Genomic DNA, 17,044 nt, shown 5'->3' with positions numbered 1-17,044 from the left:
CGCGCGCGGATCGCGCGCCTGATCGTGTCCGATGTCTCACGAGACGGAGAGTTGCCCATGACCTTCACCTTGCCCGAACTGCCCTACGCCTACGACGCGCTCGGCCCCTACATGTCGAAGGAAACCCTCGAGTTTCACCACGACAAGCACCACAAGGCCTATGTCGACACGGGCAACAAGCTGCTCGAGGGCACGGGCCTGGAAGGCAAGAGCGTCGAGGAGGTCCTGACCTCGGCCTACGGCAACAACCAGCCGCTCTTCAACAATGCCGGCCAGCACTACAACCACATCCATTTCTGGCAGTGGATGAAGCCCAACGGCGGCGGCGCCGCCCCGGGTGCGCTCGCCAAGAAGATCGACGAGGATCTCGGCGGCTTCGAGAAGTTCAAGGCCGACTTCATCCAGGCCGGCGTCGGTCAGTTCGGCTCCGGCTGGGCCTGGCTCGCGGTCAAGGACGGCAAGCTCGCCATCATGAAGACCCCGAACGGCGAGAACCCGCTCGTGCACGGCGCCAAGCCGATCCTCGGCGTCGACGTCTGGGAGCACTCCTACTACATCGACTACCGCAATCGCCGCCCCGACTACCTCAAGGCGTTCATCGAGAACCTGGTGAACTGGGAGCACGTGGAAAAGATGTACGGTGAGGCCACCGCGTAAGGCCCCACGATCCTACGGCCTCGCCGCGAGGCTGGGGACAGGCGCCGTCTCGCGAAGGACAGGGCCGTCGCTGACGGAGACCGGCTGACCGGAATTCTCCGGCGGCCCGCCGTCATCCCGGAGCCGCGTCGCGGAAGCCGGGATCCGGAAACGCAGGTGGTGCGAGATTTCGCACGGGCGGCGGCTCTGGAGTCCGGGCTCGTCTCCGACGACCCGGAATGACGGCGAGGTGTCCTGGGCGAGTGTCTGGTCCAAGGCGAGAGGGCCTGCTGCGCCGGGGCGGACCGGCCCGGTCGGGCGAACACCGACCGCGGGCCGTCCGTCCGTGCGCGGCGCAAGGCGCGTGACCGTTGAACGGTTCCGCGTTTGCGCCGGGCGCGCCGGCATGGTCTAGGGCTCGCCCGACTCTCCCCGCCCCGCGTCCCGGCAGTCCCCCATGATCCGCAGCATCCTCTCCGTCGGCGGCTGGACGCTGGTTTCGCGCGTCACCGGGTTCGCCCGCGACGTGGTGATGGCCGCGATCCTGGGAGCCGGGCCGGTGGCCGACGCCTTCGTGGTGGCGTTCCGCCTGCCGAACCACTTCCGGGCGATCTTCGGCGAGGGCGCCTTCAACACCGCCTTCGTGCCGAGCTACGCCAGCCTGTCGGAGACCGAGAAGGCCGACCCGGAGACGGGCGCGGCCCGGCGCTTCGCCGACCGCATCTTCACCCTGATGCTGCTGGTGCAGATCGGCTTCCTGGCCCTCGCCATGCCGGCGATGCCCTGGGTCGTGCGGGCCCTGGCGCCCGGTTTCTCGGAGGACCCGGAGCGGTTCGCGCTCGCCGTCTCGCTGACCCGGATCACCTTCCCCTACCTCCTGTTCATGACGCTGGTGACCCTGTTCTCCGGCCTCCTCAACGCCCATCGGCGCTTCGCCGTGGCGGCCGGTGCGCCGGTCCTCCTGAACCTGTCGATGCTGGCCGCCCTGGCCTCGGCGTCGCTCTTCCCCAACGCCGCCTACGCTGCCGCCTGGGGCGTGACGGTGTCGGGCGTGCTGCAATTCGCCCTGGTGTGGTGGGATTGCCGGCGGGCGGGCATCGCCCCGACCCTGACGACACCGACCCTGCGCGACCCGGCCATGCGGCGCTTCTTCAAGGTGCTGGGGCCGGCGGTGATCGGCTCGGCCGGGTTCCAGATCGCCTCCTTCGCCGACACGATCCTGGCGAGCTTCCTGCCGACCGGTGCGGTCTCGGCCCTGTACTACGCCGACCGGCTCTACCAGCTGCCCTTCGGGGTCATCGCCATCGCGGCCGGCACGGTGCTCCTGCCGGAGATGAGCCGGCGCATCGCCGGCGGCGACGTCGCCGGCGCGCATGCGGCGCAGAACCGCGCCGCGGGCTTTTCCCTCGCCCTCTCGGCGCCCTTCACGGTGGCGTTCCTCACCCTGCCGGTCCTGATCATGACGGCCCTGTTCCAGCGCGGCGCCTTCGGGGCGGAGGATGCCGCCCGCGCGGCCTCGGTGCTCGCCGCCTACGGGCTCGCCCTGCCGGCCGTGGTGCTCCTGCGCAGCGCGCTCCCGAGCTTCTACGCCCGGCAGGACACGATGACCCCGCTCATCGCCTCGCTGACCGCCATCGCCGTCAACGTCGCCCTGAAGGTGGTGCTCACCGGTCCCTACGGCGTGACCGGCCTCGCGATGGCCACGGCCATCGGCCAGTGGGTCAACCTCGGCCTCCTCGTGGCCCTCGCCTGGCGCCGCGGCTGGATGGCCCCGGGCCGCACCCTCGGGGTCACCGGCGTCGGGGTGGTGGTGGCCTGCATCGCCCTCGCGGCCACCGCCCATTACGGCCTGCCCCTGGCCGATGCCCTGGTGCCGGCCCTGCCGCGCCTGCGCGAGATGGCGGTGCTGGGCCTGCTCGGGATCGCCGGAACGCTGGTCTACGCCGTGCTGTTGTTGGGGACGCTGCGCCTGTTCGGGCTTCGCCTGCGGCGCGCCTGATCCCGCCTCCGCTCGCTCGCAGGCGAGGGAACCGCCGCGCCGGCGCGGCGCTCGACCGGATGCGACAGAGGAGCCCGCATGACCGAATCCCCCCGCATCGCCGTCTTCGACGCCTACGGCACCCTGTTCGACGTCCACGCGGCGGTGGCGCGCCACGCGGACGCGATCGGGCCGGACGCGGCCGCCCTGTCCGAGACCTGGCGCGCCAAGCAGCTCGAATATTCCTGGGTGCGCGGCCTGATGGGGTGCCACGCCCCGTTCTGGGGCCTGACCGAGCAGGCCCTGGACTACGCCCTCGCCCGATACCCGGAGGTGGACCGGGCGCTACGGCCCCGGCTCCTCGACGCCTATCGCGACCTCGACGCCTATCCGGAGGTGCCGGGCACGCTCCGCGCCCTGCGCGCGGCGGGATGGCGGACCGCGATCCTCTCCAACGGCGACGCGGCGATGCTGGAGCGGGCGGTGGCCTCGGCGGGGCTGGCGGACCACCTCGACGCGGTGCTCTCGGTGGAGTCCGCGCGAACCTTCAAGACCGCCCCGGCCGCCTATCGCATCGCCACGGACCGCTTCGGGGTCGGGCCCGAGGCCGTGCTGTTCGGCTCCTCGAACCGCTGGGACGTGGCCGGGGCGGCCGCCTTCGGCTTCCGCCCCGTCTGGGTCAACCGCAGGGGGCTGCCGGACGAATATGCCGATCAGCCCCCCGAGCGGGTGATCGAGAGCCTCGACGCCCTGCTCTGAGGGCGGGGCCGCCCGGATTGCGGCTGTCAGGCCGCCCGGATTGCGGCTGTCAGGCCGCCCGGATTGCGGCTGTCAGGCCGCCCGGATGGTGGCCAGGAACTGCGAGACCTGGCCGCCGAGATGCTCGGACTGGCGCGACAGCGCGGAGGCCGAGGCCAGCACCTGGGCGGCGGCCGCGCCGGTCTCCTCGGCGGCGCCCGCGACGCCCGAGACGTTCTGCGTGACCTCGCCGGTGCCGATGGAGGCCTGGGCCACGTTGCGCACGATCTCCTGGGTCGCCGCGCCCTGCTCCTCCACCGCGGCCGCGATTGAGGCCGCGACGTCGCTGATCTCGCGGATGCGCCCCGTGATGGCGCCGATCGCCTCCACCGCCTGGCCCGTCGAGCCCTGGATGCGGGCGATCTGGCCGGTGATCTCGTCCGTGGCCCGCGCCGTCTGGTTGGCGAGCTCCTTGACCTCCGCCGCCACCACCGCGAAGCCCCGGCCCGCCTCGCCGGCGCGGGCCGCCTCGATCGTCGCGTTCAGCGCCAGCAGGTTGGTCTGGCCCGCGATGGTCGAGATCATCGCCACCACGTCGCCGATGCGCTGGGCCGCCTCGCTCAGGTCGCGCACGAAGGTGGCAGTCTGCCCGGCCTCCGTCACCGCCTCGCGGGAGAGCTGGGCCGAGCCCTGGACCTGCCGGCCGATCTCGTCGACGGAGGAGCCGAGCTCCTCGGCGGCGGCCGCCACCGTGGTGACGTTCGCCGAGGCCTGGTCGGCGGCGGCGGCCACGGAAACGGAGCGCTGCGCCGTCTCGCTGGCATTGGCCGACATGCTGCGGGCCGTGTCCTGCAACTGTGCGGCGGCCGTGCCGACCTGCGCCACGACGCCCCCCACCGCGGCCTCGAACTGATCGGCCAGGCTGCGCAGGGTCTCCCGGCGCAGGGCCTCGGCCCCGGCCCGGGCTGCCGCGGTCTCGGCCTCCAGGGCGCGGGTGCGCAGGATGTTGTCCTTGAAGACCTGGACGGCGCCCGCCATCGCGCCGATCTCGTCCCCCCGCTCGGCGCCCGGCACGGCGACCGCCGTGTCGCCGGTCGCGAGCCGCCGCATCGCCTCGGTCATCCGCTGCAGGGGGCGGCTGACCCCGAGGGCGAGGGCGAGGGCGGCACCGGCCGCGATCAGCAGTCCGAGGCCCACGAGGATCGCGGTGGTCAGCAGGGCGGTGTCGTAGGTGTCCTGGGCGCGGGCGCCGCTGGCGCGGGCGCTGCCCTCTTCCAGCTCGACGAGCTTCTGCAGGGCGCCGAGGACGGCGTTGATGCGCGTCGACATGTCGGTGTTGTAGGTGCGCTGGGCGCCGGCGAGATCTCCGGCCTGCGCCTGGGCGACGATCTCCTCCTGCAGGGTCCGGTAGGCGGTCCATTCCGTCTCGAACGTCCGGTAGAGGGCCTGCGACTCCGGCTGGGCCGGCAGGCCGGCGTAGGCGGCCTGCGCGGCGCGCATCTCGGCCTCGCGCTTGGCCAGGGTGGCCGAGACGTCGGTGCGGGCCGCCGGCGTGTCGGCGGTGATCAGGCGGCCGCCATTCACCCGCTGGCGCAGGACCAGGACCTGGAGCTTGCCCAGGAGCTGCACGGTCGGGAGGCGCTCGTCGCGCATCTCCCGCGCCACTCCGTTGACGGCGCGCAGCTGCATCAGGGCCGACCCGCCGATCACCGCCACGAGACCGAAGACGAGGCCGAAGCCGAGGAACAGCTTGGTGCGGATCGACAGGGCGCGAAGGGACATGCGGCGAGGAGCCCGACTGGAGGGGAGTCCCCGCATCATTCGCGACAGGCGTTAAAAATTCCCACGGGTCTTCATGTCGAGGGACGATGTTCGTCGCGAATGATCGTCATCTGTCATCGCCCGTGATTGAATAGTCAGGGCGATAGCGTCCAGTTCGACTGATGAATGACCAGCGTCATTCCGCGACCGTCCGGGCTCTTCACCGACCGGCTCGTGTAATCCGCCGTCCCCGACATCCCGGCGTACTTGCCCGTTCCCCCGACGAAGACGTGCGTGCCCTTGGCGCCCTCGGCTTCGTCGGTGGAGGAGATCTGGTCGCCATCGGCGTCGCTGTCGATGCAGGACCCGCGGTTGAGCGCCTCGCCGCCGCCGACCTCGCGCATCCCGAGGCAGCGCGTGCCCATGTCGTTGAACATCGGGCCGCCGGACTCGTTGCGGGCGTTCCCGGAGCTGCTTGGGTCGTCACGGTCCGCTCGCCGAGCTTCATGGTGACGAAGGCGGAGGTGAGGTGGGTCGTGGAGTAGCTGTCGGTGCCGCTGCGCGGCCAGAACGGCCGCGAACAGAAAGCCCCATGTCGTGACATGATGGACAGGCCTCCGTCTGAGAACAGGCGCAGAGACATTCGCATCGCTCGATGGCGATCGATCATGGTCGCGACGGAACTGCGTGACGACTGGGGGCTTTGCGTTTCAAGACTGGCGAAAAGGTTTACCTGCCTGGCCGTGACCGAACACGACCGTCCGGCGGGTGTCCCGTCCTGGCGGCAATCCGGGCGTGATGCGGCCGTGGCCTCCGCGCTCTCCCCACCGCGTCAGACTCAGGATCGCCCGAGGGCGGCCTCGATCAGCGTGACGCCGTCGGCGCTGTCCCACTCGGCCGGTCCCTTCATCACCCCGAGGGTGCAGCCGGCGCCGTCGACCAGGAGGGTGGTGGGCAGGCCGAGGGAGCCGGTGGCTTTCTGGATCGCCGGCAGGACCCGGCCGCCGGGATCGGCATAGTAAGCCAGCCGCGCGATGCCGTTCTGCTTGAGCCAGGCGGGCGGCGCCGCGAGGTTGCGGGTGTCGACGTTGATCGCCACGACGCTGAAATCCGGCCCGCCGAGCCGGCCCTGGAGCCGGTCGAGGGCCGGCATCTCGGCCTTGCAGGGCGCGCACCAGGTCGCCCACAGGTTCACGAGGCGCAGGCCCCGCACGCCGTCGAGGGTGGCGTCGGTTCCCTCCGGCCCCTTGAAGGCCAGGGCCGGCGCGGGCACCGGCGCGGTCGCGACCTGGAGGGCGGCGACGGCGCCCCGGGCCAGGGGGGCGATGCGGGCGGCCGCCGCGACCGAGCCCGCGCAGGGGCCGGCGGAGTTGCCGCCGGTCGAGCCCGTCCCGTATACGGCAAGCCCCGCACCGAGTGCGGCGACGAGGACGGCCCCGGCGATCAGCGCAGATCTGCGGCCGGGCATCATCGTTGCGTCCGGGGGCGGACGGGCAGGGCGGCTGGAAGGACGTTTGAAAACATGAGCAACCGGATGTGGGGCGGGCGCTTCGCGAGCGGCCCCGCCGAGATCATGGAGGAGATCAACGCCTCCATCGGGTTCGACAAGCGCCTCGCGCCCCAGGACATCCGCGGCTCGCTGGCGCATGTGGCGATGCTGGGACAGGCGGGAATCCTCCCCTCCGCCGATGTGGCTGCGATCGAGGACGGCCTCAAGGCCGTGCGCGACGAAATCGAGGCGGGCGGCTTCGTCTTCAAGCGCGAGCTCGAGGACATCCACATGTCCGTCGAGAGCCGGCTCACCGAGATCGTCGGCCCGGCGGCCGGGCGCCTGCACACCGCGCGCTCGCGCAACGACCAGGTCGCCACCGACATGAAGCTGTGGGTGCGCGACACCCTCGACAGCCTCGACGCCCAGGCCGCCGGCCTGCAGAAGGCCCTGGCCGAGAAGGCGCTGGCCCATGCCGGCACGGTGATGCCGGGCTTCACCCACCTGCAATCGGCCCAGCCCGTCACCTTCGGGCACCATTGCCTCGCCTACGTGGAGATGCTGGCCCGCGACCGGGGCCGCTTCCGCGATGCCCGTGCGCGCCTGAACGAGTGCCCCCTCGGCGCCGCGGCGCTCGCCGGCACCTCCTTCCCCATCGACCGGCACGCCACGGCCGCGGCGCTCGGCTTCGACCGGCCGACGGCGAACTCCCTCGACTCGGTGGCCGATCGCGACTTCGCCCTGGAATCCCTCGCCGCTGCCTCGATCTGCGCCGTCCACCTGTCGCGTTTCGCCGAGGAGCTGGTGGTCTGGACCTCGGCCCAGTTCAACTTCGTGAAGCTCTCCGACGGCTACACCACCGGCTCGTCGATCATGCCGCAGAAGCGCAACCCGGACGCGGCGGAGCTGGTGCGGGCCAAGGCCGGCCGGGTCATCGGCGCGCTCACGGGCCTGCTCATCGTGATGAAGGGCCTGCCGCTCGCCTATTCGAAGGACATGCAGGAGGACAAGGAGGGCACCTTCGACGCCCTCCAGGCCCTCTCGCTGTGCCTCGCCGCCATGACCGGCATGGTGCGCGACCTCGAACCCAACGCCCCGGTGCTGGCCCGCGCCGCCGGCTCCGGCTACGCCACCGCGACCGACCTCGCCGACTGGCTGGTGCGCGAGCTCGGCCTGCCGTTCCGCGAGGCCCACCACGTCACCGGTCGCCTCGTCGGCGCGGCCTCCGCCCGCAACGTCGGGCTGGAGGCACTCACCCTGGCCGAGATGCAGGCCGCCGAGCCCCGGATCACGCAGGCGGTCTACGCCGTGCTCGGGGTCGAGAACTCGGTCACGAGCCGGACCAGCTACGGCGGCACCGCGCCGGACAACGTGCGGTCGCAGGCGAACCGCTGGCTCGCGGCCCTCGGGCAGGACTGATGCGGACGCCGCGTCATCGGAGCGGTGCCCGTCTCGGCAAGCCTGCGCGGCGCTCGACCGAAGCCCCCATCCGCCATCCCGGAGGGATCGAACCGATTTGGACTGACCCGAAAAGAACCGGACTCGGGGCAGGTGCGTTCACGGCTCAGCTATGTGATGCTGTGTAGGACCCTGTCCCGAGCCCCTCGGAGATCTGCTCATGCCCGCTGAAAGCCGGATCGCGCCGGATGACGTCCCCGCCCTCGCGGCCGAAGCCACGGCGCTGATCGACGCCGCCCTGAGCCGCCTGCCCGAGGCCGACCGGGCCGCCTTCTGGGCCTCGGTGCGCAAGTGCTACAACACGCCCTACAACGATCCGGAGCCCCGCGCGCTGCCGCGGGTGCAGAGGCTCGCGGCCTTCGAGGCGACGGGCCCGGACCCCGCGGAGTCCCCCACCCTGTCGACGCTGGCCGCACCCGCCCTCGCGAGCGTGATGGCGGCGCTGCCGGGCGTGTTCGCCGCCGAGCCCCACGCCGCCTGATCGGGGCGGGACACGCAATCCTGAAACCGGCGCCGCGCGGCGTCGCACATCCGGACGGTCGGCCGGGCTCCCGGTCCGGCGACGTCCCGAAGGGTCTTCCATGGTTCCTGTTCTGCGACGCGGCCTCCGGCTCGGGGCCGCCATCCTGGTCCTGTCCGGTCCCGCCGCCCTGGTCGGCGCCCCCCATCCCTTCGCGGCCGGCCCGGCCCGGGCCCAGAGCCAGGCCCAGGCCCAGACACAGGAGGCCGCCCCCGAGGAGGCGGAGGCCCCGGGCCGCCGGAAGTCCCGCCGGGGGCGCGAGCGCGCCGCGAAGGCCGCCGTGACGGCCCCCGGCATGCAGCAGGCCACCCCGGTGGCGATCTTCGGCGACTGGAACGTCTTCGCGAGCGGCCAGGGCAAGACCCGCGTCTGCTACGCCATCGCCCAGCCGCAGACGCGCTCGCCCAAGACCCTGAAGCGCGACACGGCCTACCTCTTCGTCACCGTGCGCAAGGCCGAGAACGTGGCCAACGAGGTCGCGGTGATGCTGGGCTTCCCGGCCAAGCCCGCGAACAGCCAGGCCAAGGCCAATGCCGGCCCGGCGCCCACCGACCCGACCCTGATCCTCGGCGCCACCCGCTACGGCCTCGTCACCAAGGACAACAACGCCTGGCTCCAGAACCCGGCGGAGGAGACCCGGGTGGTCACCGAGATGGGGCGCACCCCGAAGCTGCAGGTCAAGACCACCTCGCTGCGCGGCAATCCCACCAGCGACGAGTACGCCCTGGCGGGGTTCGCCGACGCGATGAAGCGCGCCCGCGAGGAGTGCAAGTAGGGGACCGGTCAGGCCCTACGCCACCGCCCGGGCCGCCTCGGCCCGGATCGCCGCCAGGGTGAGGTGGACCGGCGGTCCGTCGCCGGTGAGGTTGAGACCGTCGGCACCGGTGGCGAGCAGGAGGGACAGGGCCTCCCGCAGGGACGCCCCGGCCGCGATCGCGGGGGCCTCCGGCAGGGCGCCGGGGCTCGCCAGGCTCCCGGCGGCGATCAGGGCGAGGCGGCGCAAGGCCCGGTCCTGCCCGACGAAACCCGCGACGAAGGCGTCGGCCGGCGCGGCCAGGAGGCGTTCGGGCGCATCGGCCTGGACGATGCGGCCGTCCCGCATCAGCACGACGCGGTCGCCCATCCGCATCGCCTCGTCGATGTCGTGGGTGACGAGGAGCACCGTCTTGCCGAGGCGCCGCAGGATGGCGCCGATCTCGGCCTGCAGGCGGTCGCGGGCGACGGGGTCCACCGCGCCGAAGGGCTCGTCCATGAGGAGCACCGGGGGATCGGCGGCCAGCGCCCGGGCGACGCCCACGCGCTGGCGCTGGCCGCCGGAGAGCGCGTGCGGGCGGCGTGCCCGGTACTGCGCCGGGTCGAGGCCGACGAGGTCGAGCATCGCGTCGACCCGCTCGGCGATCCGGGCACGGGGCCAGCCGAGCAGGCCCGGCACGGTGCCGATGTTGTCGGCGACGCTGCGGTGGGGAAACAGGCCGACGCCCTGGAGCACGTAGCCGATGCGCCGGCGCAGGGCGACGGGATCGGTCCGCGTCACGTCCGTGCCGGCGACGCGGACGCGGCCGGCATCCGGCTCCACCAGCCGGTTGACCATCCGAAGGGTCGTGGACTTGCCGCAGCCGGACGGGCCGATCAGGGCGCAGACGCTGCCCTCGGCGACGGCGAGGTCGAGGGCGTCGACGGCGGGGCGTTCGGCCCCGGGGAACCGCTTGCTGACGCCTTCCAGGCGGATCACGGGGCCCTGACCGGCGCGCGGTCCGGCGGCCTAAGCCTCAGCAGCCCTTGCAGATCGAGCCCATGGTGGTGCGCATCTTGGTGTCCCAGGCCTTGTCGCGGGCGGCCGAGGCGCGCTGGGCCTTGGCCATGTCCGCCTCGGTGGAGGCGCGGGTATAGGGGGCCTTGCCCGCCTCCGCGCGGCCCGGCGGCTTGGTCACCCCGGTGGGCGCGATGTTGCGCTGGGGGGCGCCCGGGGACGGCTGCGCCAGGACCGGCGCGGCGCCGAGGAGGAGGGCCAGGGTGGAGGCGGCGACGATGCGGGGCATGAGGAGCGACGGATCCCTGACAGGTGGCGAGGCGTCGGGACGATCGGACGTGAACGGCGCCGCGCCCCGATGATCCCGTTCATCTACGATGGGGACCGCACGGGATTATGGCACCTCGGCCGGATGGCGCGAAGGCGGCGGGCGGCAGCGCGTGCGAAATGGCACCCGGTCCGGCGGTCGCCGCCGCGACCGGCCCTCACGGACCGCTGAGGAAGCCGATCCGCTCCCGCGCCGGCTGTCCGAGCCAGAGCAGGACGGCCCCGATCACGAGCCCGATCAGGGCGGCGGGCGCCAGGGTCAGGGGCAGGACCAGGATCTTCCAGAGCCAGGGGGCGACGCTTTCCACCGTGCCCTGGAGAGCGTTCGCCCGGTCCTTGAACAGGGTGAAGGCGAGGTCGCTGACGCTGGTGAGGCGCGGGGTGTTGTTCGCGACGGAGCGGGCACCGTCGTAGACGAGGCAGACGAAGCCCGCCGCCAGGAAGACGAGGCCGAGGAAGCGGCTGAGGAAACGGACCATCGCACCCGATCGCACCCGCCGGCATCCGCGCCGGCCCTTCAGGCTGAGTAGGAGGGCGCGCCGACGGGCGCAAGCCACCGGTGGCTCGGCCGGGCGTCGCGGTTTGCGCGGGATCGCGATCGCGCCATATGCGGAGCACGGGGCCGCGCGGCGCGGGGCCCATCCGCAACCCGAGACCCGACCGAACCCCATGCGCGACGCCTCCACGCTCCTCCATCCGGTGCCCGCGCCCGGCGCGACGGCCCCACCCCTCGCGCTGGTGATCTTCGATTGCGACGGGGTGCTCGTGGACAGCGAGCCGATCAGCCTGGCGCGCCTCACCGCCGGCCTCAACCGCATCGGTGTGCCCATCGACGTCGAGACCGTGCGGGCGCGCTTCGCCGGCACCTCGATGGTCTCGATCATGGGCCACATCGCCCAGGATTACGGAATCGCGGAGCCCGAGGGCTTCGTCGACGCCGTGAAGGCGGACACGCTGCGCGCCTTCGACAGGGAGCTCCGGGCGGTCGCGGGCGTCGCCGCAGCGGTCGCCGCCCTCGGGCTGCCCTCCTGCGTCGCCTCCAGCAGCGACCCCGTGCGCCTGCGTCACTCCCTGGGGCTGACGGGGCTGCTCCCGCTGTTCGAGGGGCGGATCTTCTCCTCGACCCTGGTGGCGCGGGGCAAGCCGGCGCCCGACCTGTTCCTCCACGCCGCCGCCGCGATGGGGGTCGCCCCCGCGGCCTGCCTCGTCATCGAGGACAGCGTGCCCGGCGTCACGGCGGCCCGCGCCGCCGGCATGCGCGTCGTCGGCTTCAGCGGCGGCGGGCACTGGACCCACGACCCGGCGGCCGCGGACCTGACCCGGGCCGGTGCGGCCCGGATCTTCCGCGACTACCGGGACCTCGCCGGCGTCATCGCCGCCGCTTAATCGGGTCTGCGAAGGAAGCACGCGCGCCGGAGGCCGAGTGGGGCCGTTTCTGCTAACGACTGTGCTGCATTCGGAAGATCGATCCGTTGACGAAACGCAACGGGATGAGCATCTTCAAGACGTTCGGCGATGCCTGGAGGTGCCGCCGCGCCGCGGTGATTTGAAGTGTGTAGCTTGCGCCGCGTCATCAAACGCTAAAGCACCGCGATGCGCTCGCGCCTCGTGGTCCTTCTCGGAAAGGATGACTTGCCGTGACTGTCTGCAACGCATGCTTCCCGCGGGGCGATGCCCCGCGTCTCCGGTCCCAACACGGCCGTTGTCGACGCTGACCATCCCCTCGCGTCCCACCGTTCGTCTCGCGCCGGCCCCGCGCCGGCCACCGGAGTCCTTGTCATGCCGCATCTTCAGATCGAGGCCGAGCGGGCGCTGAATCGCCTGCACGCGGCCCCCAGCCTCGTGGATCACCGGGCGGAGCGCGCCCGCAACCGCCTCCATGCCGAGCCCGCCCCGCCGCGGGTCATCGAGATCGGCGAGATCACCGCCGGGATCGCCGTTCCGGAGCCCGGGGGCGTGCGCTTCTTCGCGTCGAGCCGCGACTTCGCCCCCCTCGACGGCACGGTCTACCGCAGCGTCGAGCAGGCGGCCCGCGCCGCCCGGGACCGGTTCCGCGACCGGACCCGTCCGGCTGCCCAGGCCCGGGGACCCCGGCTCCAGGCCGTTTGATGGGGCGAGGCCGCCCGCCTCAGACCGGCCAGGCCGCTCCGCGATAGGCTCCGTCCCAGAACAGGTATTCGAGGCGGGTGGCCTGGGTGTAGGCGCGGTGCATCCGGGCCCGGACCTCCGGCGAGGCGCCCCGGGCTGCCTCGTCGGTGGCCGCGATCATGGCGGCCACCGCCTGCGCGAAGTCCTCGCCCGCATAGGTGTCGATCCAGGCGCGGTACGGATTGTCGGCCCGCGCCCGGGAAAAGATGTCCCGGCCGATTTCGGCATAGATCCAGAAGCAGGGCAGCAGCGCGCCGAGCACCACCTCGTAGGGCTCCGCATAGGCGGTGGCGACAAGGTAGGAGACGTAGTGGTCGCAGGGCGGCGAGAGCGGGGTCTGCGCGAAGGTCTCGGCGTCGATGCCGTAATCGCGGAAGAAGCCGCCGTGGAGCGAGCGCTCCACCACGATGGCGGTCTCGGCCGCCCGGGCGAACTGCACCATCCGGTCGGGGTTCGGCGCCTTGGCGGCGGCCAGCGCCAGGGCCCGGCCGAAGCCCACGAGGTAGTGCGCGTCCTGCACGATGTAATGGATGAAGCGCGCCTGCCCGAGGGTGCCGGCGGCGAGCTCGGCGTTGAACGGCATGGTGCGGATGGCCTCGTAGGCCGCCGCGTTGCGCGCCCAGGCCTCCGCCGAGAAAGCCTCCGCCGAGAAAGCCTCCCCCGAGGACGTGGCGGCCAAGACGGTCTCCGTCATGCCCGGCTCTCCCGCTCGAACGACAGGGTGACCCCGTGGCGCGCCCGTCCGCCCGGGGCCAGCAGGCGCTGCGAATCCCGGCCCGTGAGGTCGCCCGCGAAACCGTCCCAGTCGGCATGGCCGGTCCAGCATTCCAGCGAGAGGAAGGGGGCCGTCGGCTTGGTCCAGACCGCGAGGTGGGGGAAGTCCGACACCGCCAGGCGGATCGCCGCGCCGTCGGGGCCGGTGAAGCGCATCCAGCTGCTCGCCGCATCCCGGAAGACCAGGGCCTCGGTGAACAGCGCCGGATCGAGGGGCAGGGTGTCGCCCTCCAGGGGGATCGGCCGCTCGTCGCGCAGGAGGAGGCCGCCTGCCCCGACCTCGGGGGCGAAGGGGCGCTCCGGGTGCTCGAACCGGACGGCGTAGCCGCCCCCGGCCGCGCGGGCGCCGCCGGCGAAGGGCCAGGGGAAGGCCGGGTGGAAGCCGAGCCCGTAGGGCAGGGGCACCGTGTCGGTGTTCTCGATCCAGATCTCGAGGTCGAGGAGGCCGGGGCCGACCCGGGCGGTGATGTCCAGGCGGAAGGCATAGGGATAGTGCACCCGCGTCTCGGCGCTGTCGGTGAGGCGCAGGCTCACGCTGTCGTCGGCCCGCTCGATCACCGTGAAGGGCAGGTCGCGGGCAAAGCCGTGCTGCGGCATCGGGTAGGCCGCGTCGCCCACATGGACCGTGCCGTCGGTGGAGGCGCCGACCACCGGGAAGAGCCACGGCGCGTGCCGGTTCCAGTGGGCGGGATCGCCGCTCCAGAGATAGTCGCGGCCGCTCACCTGCCAGGAGACGGGCTCGGCCCCGTCGGCGTCGATGACCGCCTGCGTGCCGTCGCCGGCCGTGATCGTGATCCGTTCGCCCATCTCTCGTCCTGTCGTCCGGCTGGCCGCCCCCGCGGTTGGGGGGGGCGGCGGGAGAGGTCCTCAGCGCGCCTTCAGCACCGCCCGGCAGGCGGCGGGAAGGGCCGCCATCGTCATCGGCGGCTTCGGGCGCGGCGGCTTCGTCGCGGGCTTCGGGTTCATGATCGCGTCGCTGAACCAGTAGGCCAGCTCCTCGCCGCAGCCGTCGCCGGAGGGCGGCGGGGCCTGGTCGCCGCACTGGTCCTGGCCCGCCGGACAGGCGAGGCGGATGTGATAGTGGTAGTTGTGCCCGTACATCGGCCGCACCTTCGAGAGCCAGGCGCGGTCGCCGCCGGCCTCGCGGCACAGGGCCTTCTTGATCGCCGGGTTGACGAAGATGCGTGCCACCTCGCGCTCCTGCGCCGTCATCCGGATCAGCTTGAGGTGCTCGGGGGTCCAGACCTGCGGGTCGATGTCGAGGCGGTCGGGGCGGACCACGTTGGTGGCGGAGGTCTCCTCGCGCTCGACCCGGCTCATGCGGTGGTCCGGCATCGGGGTCAGCCAGATGTCGGCGTCGAGGCCGAGCTGGTGCGAGGCGTGGCCGGTCAGCATCGGCCCGCCGCGCGGCTGGGACATGTCGCCGACGAGGAGGCCGTTCCAGCCGATGCGGGGCGCCTTGGCGGCCAGGCGCTCCAGGAACTCGACCAGCGGCGGGGTGCCCCACATCCGGTTGCGCGACAGGCGCATCACCTGCCAGGTCGGCCCGTCCACGGCCAGCGCCTCGCCGCCCGAGAAGCAGCCCTTGGCATAGGAGCCGTAGGCCTGGGCGGGGCCGGGGGCCGGGGTGGTGGCGCGGCCGAACAGGGCTTTGGCCGGCGTGTCCGGCGCGTCCGGGTTGGCGAGCGGCGGCAGGGGCTTCGGGTTGACGCTGCCCCGGTCCTGGGCCGCAGCGGGCAGGCCGAGACAGGAGCCGAGGAGCAGGAACGTCGCGAGGCGGAGGCGAAGGGTCAGCGGAGGGCTCCCGGGATCGCGTCCCCGCCGGGCGGGGCGCCGAGGATCGTCTGAGGCGAAGGTTCGCGGTTCACGCCCACGCTAGTCCATCGGGGATCGCCCCGTCGAGGGTCCGCGGTGCCGCCCTATTCCACCGGCGCCACGGCGATCCGGATCGTGTCGGCGGGCGCCCCGCTGACCAGGAGGGTGATCGGCGCGGTGCCGAGCTGGAACCGCACGCTCTTGGCGAGCATCGGGCAGCCGGGGCGCATCGTGCTGGCGGTCGGGGGCCGCGTGGTCCGGTCGTCCTGGCTCACGTCGATCCAGGCCCGGTCCGACAGGGTGACCTGGTAGGCGCCGGGGGCCAGGGGCGCCGCGAGGTGCAGCACGCCGCCATAGGAGCCGGGCTTCGGCGCCCGCGAGGGCGCGACGGGCGGGGCAACCGCCTCCTGCGGCTTCAGGGCGAGGATCGCGGCCGGCATCGCGGCCGGCAGGGTGCCGCCGGATTCCACCCGCGGCAGGCTCGCGGCCGAGAACCAGGCCTGCTCGCGCAGGAGCGACCAGTCGAACTGCGTGCAGGCCGCCGGGTCCGCGGGCGGCGACGCGCCGGTCTCGCCGGCGGGCTGCGCCTGCCCCCGGCCGGCGGACGGCGCCAGGAGAGCGGCGGAGAGCGCGATCGCGGCGAGCCGGCGCATCGTCCTCAATCCACCGCCACCAGGACGTCGGACGACTTCACCACGGCATAGGCCTCGCCGCCCACGGTCAGCTTCAGGCTGTCGACGGATTCGTTGGTGATTGAGGCGGTGACCAGCTGGCCGCCGGCGATCTCGATCTTCACATGGGCCGTGGTGGCCCCCTTCTCGACCGAGACGACCTTGCCCTTGAGGACGTTGCGTGCGCTGATCTTCATGACGATGGGTTCCCTCCCCTTGGCCCGGCCCGGACGGATGGGCCGGCGCGGCGGGACGATGCCGTTCGCGCCGGCGCGGTGCAACCCGTCCGGATGCAACCCAGCACCGGAGCCCACGCGACCGTGATCGGGCTCACGGGGCTTCGTCCTCCTCTTCCGACACCCGGCGGCGCGAGCCCCAGGCGGCGAGGGCGGCGTTGAGGTCGTCGAGGACGAAGTGGCGGGCGCTGTCGCGGTCGTAGCCCTCCGCGAGAAGGTCGTCGTATTCGGTGAAGACGTGGCGGGCATAGGCCACGAGGGCGAGCCAGGCCGCGTTGTCCGGGCGCGCGTTGCGCAGGCCCGGGCTCGCCAGGGCGCGGTCGATCACCGCCTCGGTCTCGAAATCGGGCAGGCGCGGCGCCGCCTGCGCCAGGGCCGCCGCCACCGCCTCACGCCGGTTCATCGCCCGTTCTCCGTCATCGCCGCCCGCCGCCCGCATCCGAGTCGGGCGGGCACGAGGTGCGCGACCGCGCCGCAAAAGTCCACGACCGCCGATGGCTGCCGGCCCACACGCCGTGCGGCCGTCCCGGCGGGGGGCGTCGTGCGGGGGCGCCGCCCGGCGGCGTCGTGATGCGCCGGCTCCCGTGCCGCCCGTCGTCGCCGGCGCATCCACCCGCACGGACCCCCGCCGGCGGCGCTCGCATCGAGAGGTTGACAAGCTCTCGGCGCGCCTGCGCTGCCTGACCTGTGCCGAAACGGGATGTCTCAGGCACTGACACCCGTCGCTCATTCGCGGAGACCAC

At 73.0% G+C, this 17,044-nt stretch carries 20 protein-coding genes; 8 read left to right on the top strand and 12 right to left on the bottom strand.

Features of this window, described 5'->3' with window-relative positions:
• The first annotated feature begins 57 nt into the window (after positions 1-57).
• The 3 genes from AC6EUL_RS12280 (at position 58) to AC6EUL_RS12270 (ending at position 3,373) form a co-directional block, all read left to right on the top strand.
• Entirely contained in the window at positions 58-657 is a 600-nt protein-coding gene (locus AC6EUL_RS12280) for a superoxide dismutase (RefSeq protein ID WP_055946939.1), read from the top strand.
• Positions 658-1,093: 436 nt separating this feature from the next.
• Positions 1,094-2,635: a murein biosynthesis integral membrane protein MurJ gene (gene murJ / locus AC6EUL_RS12275; protein ID WP_056381952.1), complete on the top strand. Its 1,542-nt coding sequence runs from the start codon at positions 1,094-1,096 to the stop codon at positions 2,633-2,635.
• A 78-nt stretch (positions 2,636-2,713) separates the two neighbouring features.
• A complete protein-coding gene (locus AC6EUL_RS12270; protein WP_499870333.1) occupies positions 2,714-3,373 on the top strand; it encodes a haloacid dehalogenase type II in 660 nt (219 codons plus the stop codon).
• Between the two features lie 72 nt (positions 3,374-3,445).
• On the opposite strand, the gene AC6EUL_RS12265 is transcribed toward AC6EUL_RS12270, so the two are convergent.
• The 3 genes from AC6EUL_RS12265 to tlpA form a co-directional block, all read right to left on the bottom strand.
• Positions 3,446-5,134, bottom strand: a complete 1,689-nt coding sequence (locus tag AC6EUL_RS12265) for a methyl-accepting chemotaxis protein (protein WP_499870331.1) — start codon at positions 5,132-5,134, stop codon at positions 3,446-3,448.
• A gap of 134 nt (positions 5,135-5,268) precedes the next feature.
• Positions 5,269-5,550, bottom strand: coding sequence for a hypothetical protein (locus AC6EUL_RS12260; RefSeq protein WP_499870329.1), 282 nt, complete (start codon positions 5,548-5,550; stop codon positions 5,269-5,271).
• Between the two features lie 401 nt (positions 5,551-5,951).
• The gene (gene tlpA, locus AC6EUL_RS12255; RefSeq protein WP_499870327.1) at positions 5,952-6,584 is read right to left on the bottom strand and encodes a thiol:disulfide interchange protein TlpA; all 633 of its coding nucleotides are present in this window, start codon (positions 6,582-6,584) and stop codon (positions 5,952-5,954) included.
• A 51-nt stretch (positions 6,585-6,635) separates the two neighbouring features.
• Between tlpA and argH the strand changes: the two genes are divergently transcribed.
• From argH to AC6EUL_RS12240, 3 genes are all read left to right on the top strand, one after another.
• Positions 6,636-8,021 carry an argininosuccinate lyase gene (gene argH / locus AC6EUL_RS12250; protein WP_056211739.1) on the top strand — a complete coding sequence of 462 codons (1,386 nt, stop codon included), beginning with the start codon at positions 6,636-6,638 and terminating at the stop codon, positions 8,019-8,021.
• A 199-nt stretch (positions 8,022-8,220) separates the two neighbouring features.
• Entirely contained in the window at positions 8,221-8,541 is a 321-nt protein-coding gene (locus tag AC6EUL_RS12245) for a hypothetical protein (RefSeq protein WP_056211741.1), read from the top strand.
• 100 nt (positions 8,542-8,641) lie between these two features.
• Positions 8,642-9,355 (top strand): hypothetical protein, encoded by a 714-nt coding sequence (locus tag AC6EUL_RS12240; RefSeq protein WP_056352108.1) that lies wholly within the window; start codon positions 8,642-8,644, stop codon positions 9,353-9,355.
• A gap of 15 nt (positions 9,356-9,370) precedes the next feature.
• Here the strand turns inward: AC6EUL_RS12240 and AC6EUL_RS12235 are convergent, their stop codons facing one another.
• The 3 genes from AC6EUL_RS12235 to AC6EUL_RS12225 form a co-directional block, all read right to left on the bottom strand.
• The gene (locus tag AC6EUL_RS12235; protein ID WP_056381964.1) at positions 9,371-10,312 is read right to left on the bottom strand and encodes an ABC transporter ATP-binding protein; all 942 of its coding nucleotides are present in this window, start codon (positions 10,310-10,312) and stop codon (positions 9,371-9,373) included.
• Between the two features lie 37 nt (positions 10,313-10,349).
• Complete coding sequence (locus tag AC6EUL_RS12230; RefSeq protein ID WP_056211747.1) at positions 10,350-10,619, bottom strand: hypothetical protein; 270 nt, start codon at positions 10,617-10,619, stop codon at positions 10,350-10,352.
• 196 nt (positions 10,620-10,815) lie between these two features.
• Positions 10,816-11,136, bottom strand: coding sequence for a hypothetical protein (locus AC6EUL_RS12225; RefSeq protein WP_056211749.1), 321 nt, complete (start codon positions 11,134-11,136; stop codon positions 10,816-10,818).
• A gap of 190 nt (positions 11,137-11,326) precedes the next feature.
• On the opposite strand from AC6EUL_RS12225, the gene AC6EUL_RS12220 reads away from it, so the two are divergent.
• Complete coding sequence (locus tag AC6EUL_RS12220; protein ID WP_056211751.1) at positions 11,327-12,043, top strand: HAD-IA family hydrolase; 717 nt, start codon at positions 11,327-11,329, stop codon at positions 12,041-12,043.
• Positions 12,044-12,436: 393 nt separating this feature from the next.
• Complete coding sequence (locus AC6EUL_RS12215) at positions 12,437-12,766, top strand: hypothetical protein (RefSeq protein ID WP_056276039.1); 330 nt, start codon at positions 12,437-12,439, stop codon at positions 12,764-12,766.
• Between the two features lie 19 nt (positions 12,767-12,785).
• On the opposite strand, the gene AC6EUL_RS12210 is transcribed toward AC6EUL_RS12215, so the two are convergent.
• The 6 genes from AC6EUL_RS12210 to AC6EUL_RS12185 form a co-directional block, all read right to left on the bottom strand.
• Complete coding sequence (locus AC6EUL_RS12210; protein WP_499870322.1) at positions 12,786-13,499, bottom strand: TenA family protein; 714 nt, start codon at positions 13,497-13,499, stop codon at positions 12,786-12,788.
• Positions 13,496-14,386 carry an aldose 1-epimerase family protein gene (locus AC6EUL_RS12205; protein ID WP_056276034.1) on the bottom strand — a complete coding sequence of 297 codons (891 nt, stop codon included), beginning with the start codon at positions 14,384-14,386 and terminating at the stop codon, positions 13,496-13,498. The genes AC6EUL_RS12210 and AC6EUL_RS12205 overlap by 4 nt, the downstream gene beginning before the upstream one ends.
• 60 nt (positions 14,387-14,446) lie before the next feature.
• Complete coding sequence (gene mepA, locus AC6EUL_RS12200; protein WP_056276032.1) at positions 14,447-15,373, bottom strand: penicillin-insensitive murein endopeptidase; 927 nt, start codon at positions 15,371-15,373, stop codon at positions 14,447-14,449.
• A gap of 125 nt (positions 15,374-15,498) precedes the next feature.
• Positions 15,499-16,047: a hypothetical protein gene (locus AC6EUL_RS12195; RefSeq protein WP_056276029.1), complete on the bottom strand. Its 549-nt coding sequence runs from the start codon at positions 16,045-16,047 to the stop codon at positions 15,499-15,501.
• Between the two features lie 5 nt (positions 16,048-16,052).
• The gene (locus AC6EUL_RS12190) at positions 16,053-16,262 is read right to left on the bottom strand and encodes a TOBE domain-containing protein (protein WP_055948660.1); all 210 of its coding nucleotides are present in this window, start codon (positions 16,260-16,262) and stop codon (positions 16,053-16,055) included.
• Between the two features lie 133 nt (positions 16,263-16,395).
• On the bottom strand, positions 16,396-16,740 hold the full coding sequence (locus tag AC6EUL_RS12185) for a DUF2293 domain-containing protein (RefSeq protein WP_056211762.1): 345 nt from the start codon (positions 16,738-16,740) through the stop codon (positions 16,396-16,398).
• Between the last annotated feature and the right edge of the window lie 304 nt (positions 16,741-17,044).

It is taken from the genome of Methylobacterium sp. 001424705, assembly GCF_059816145.1.
The sequence above is the reverse complement of the archived record's forward strand: the minus strand, read 5'-3'. Positions and strand labels throughout refer to the sequence as shown.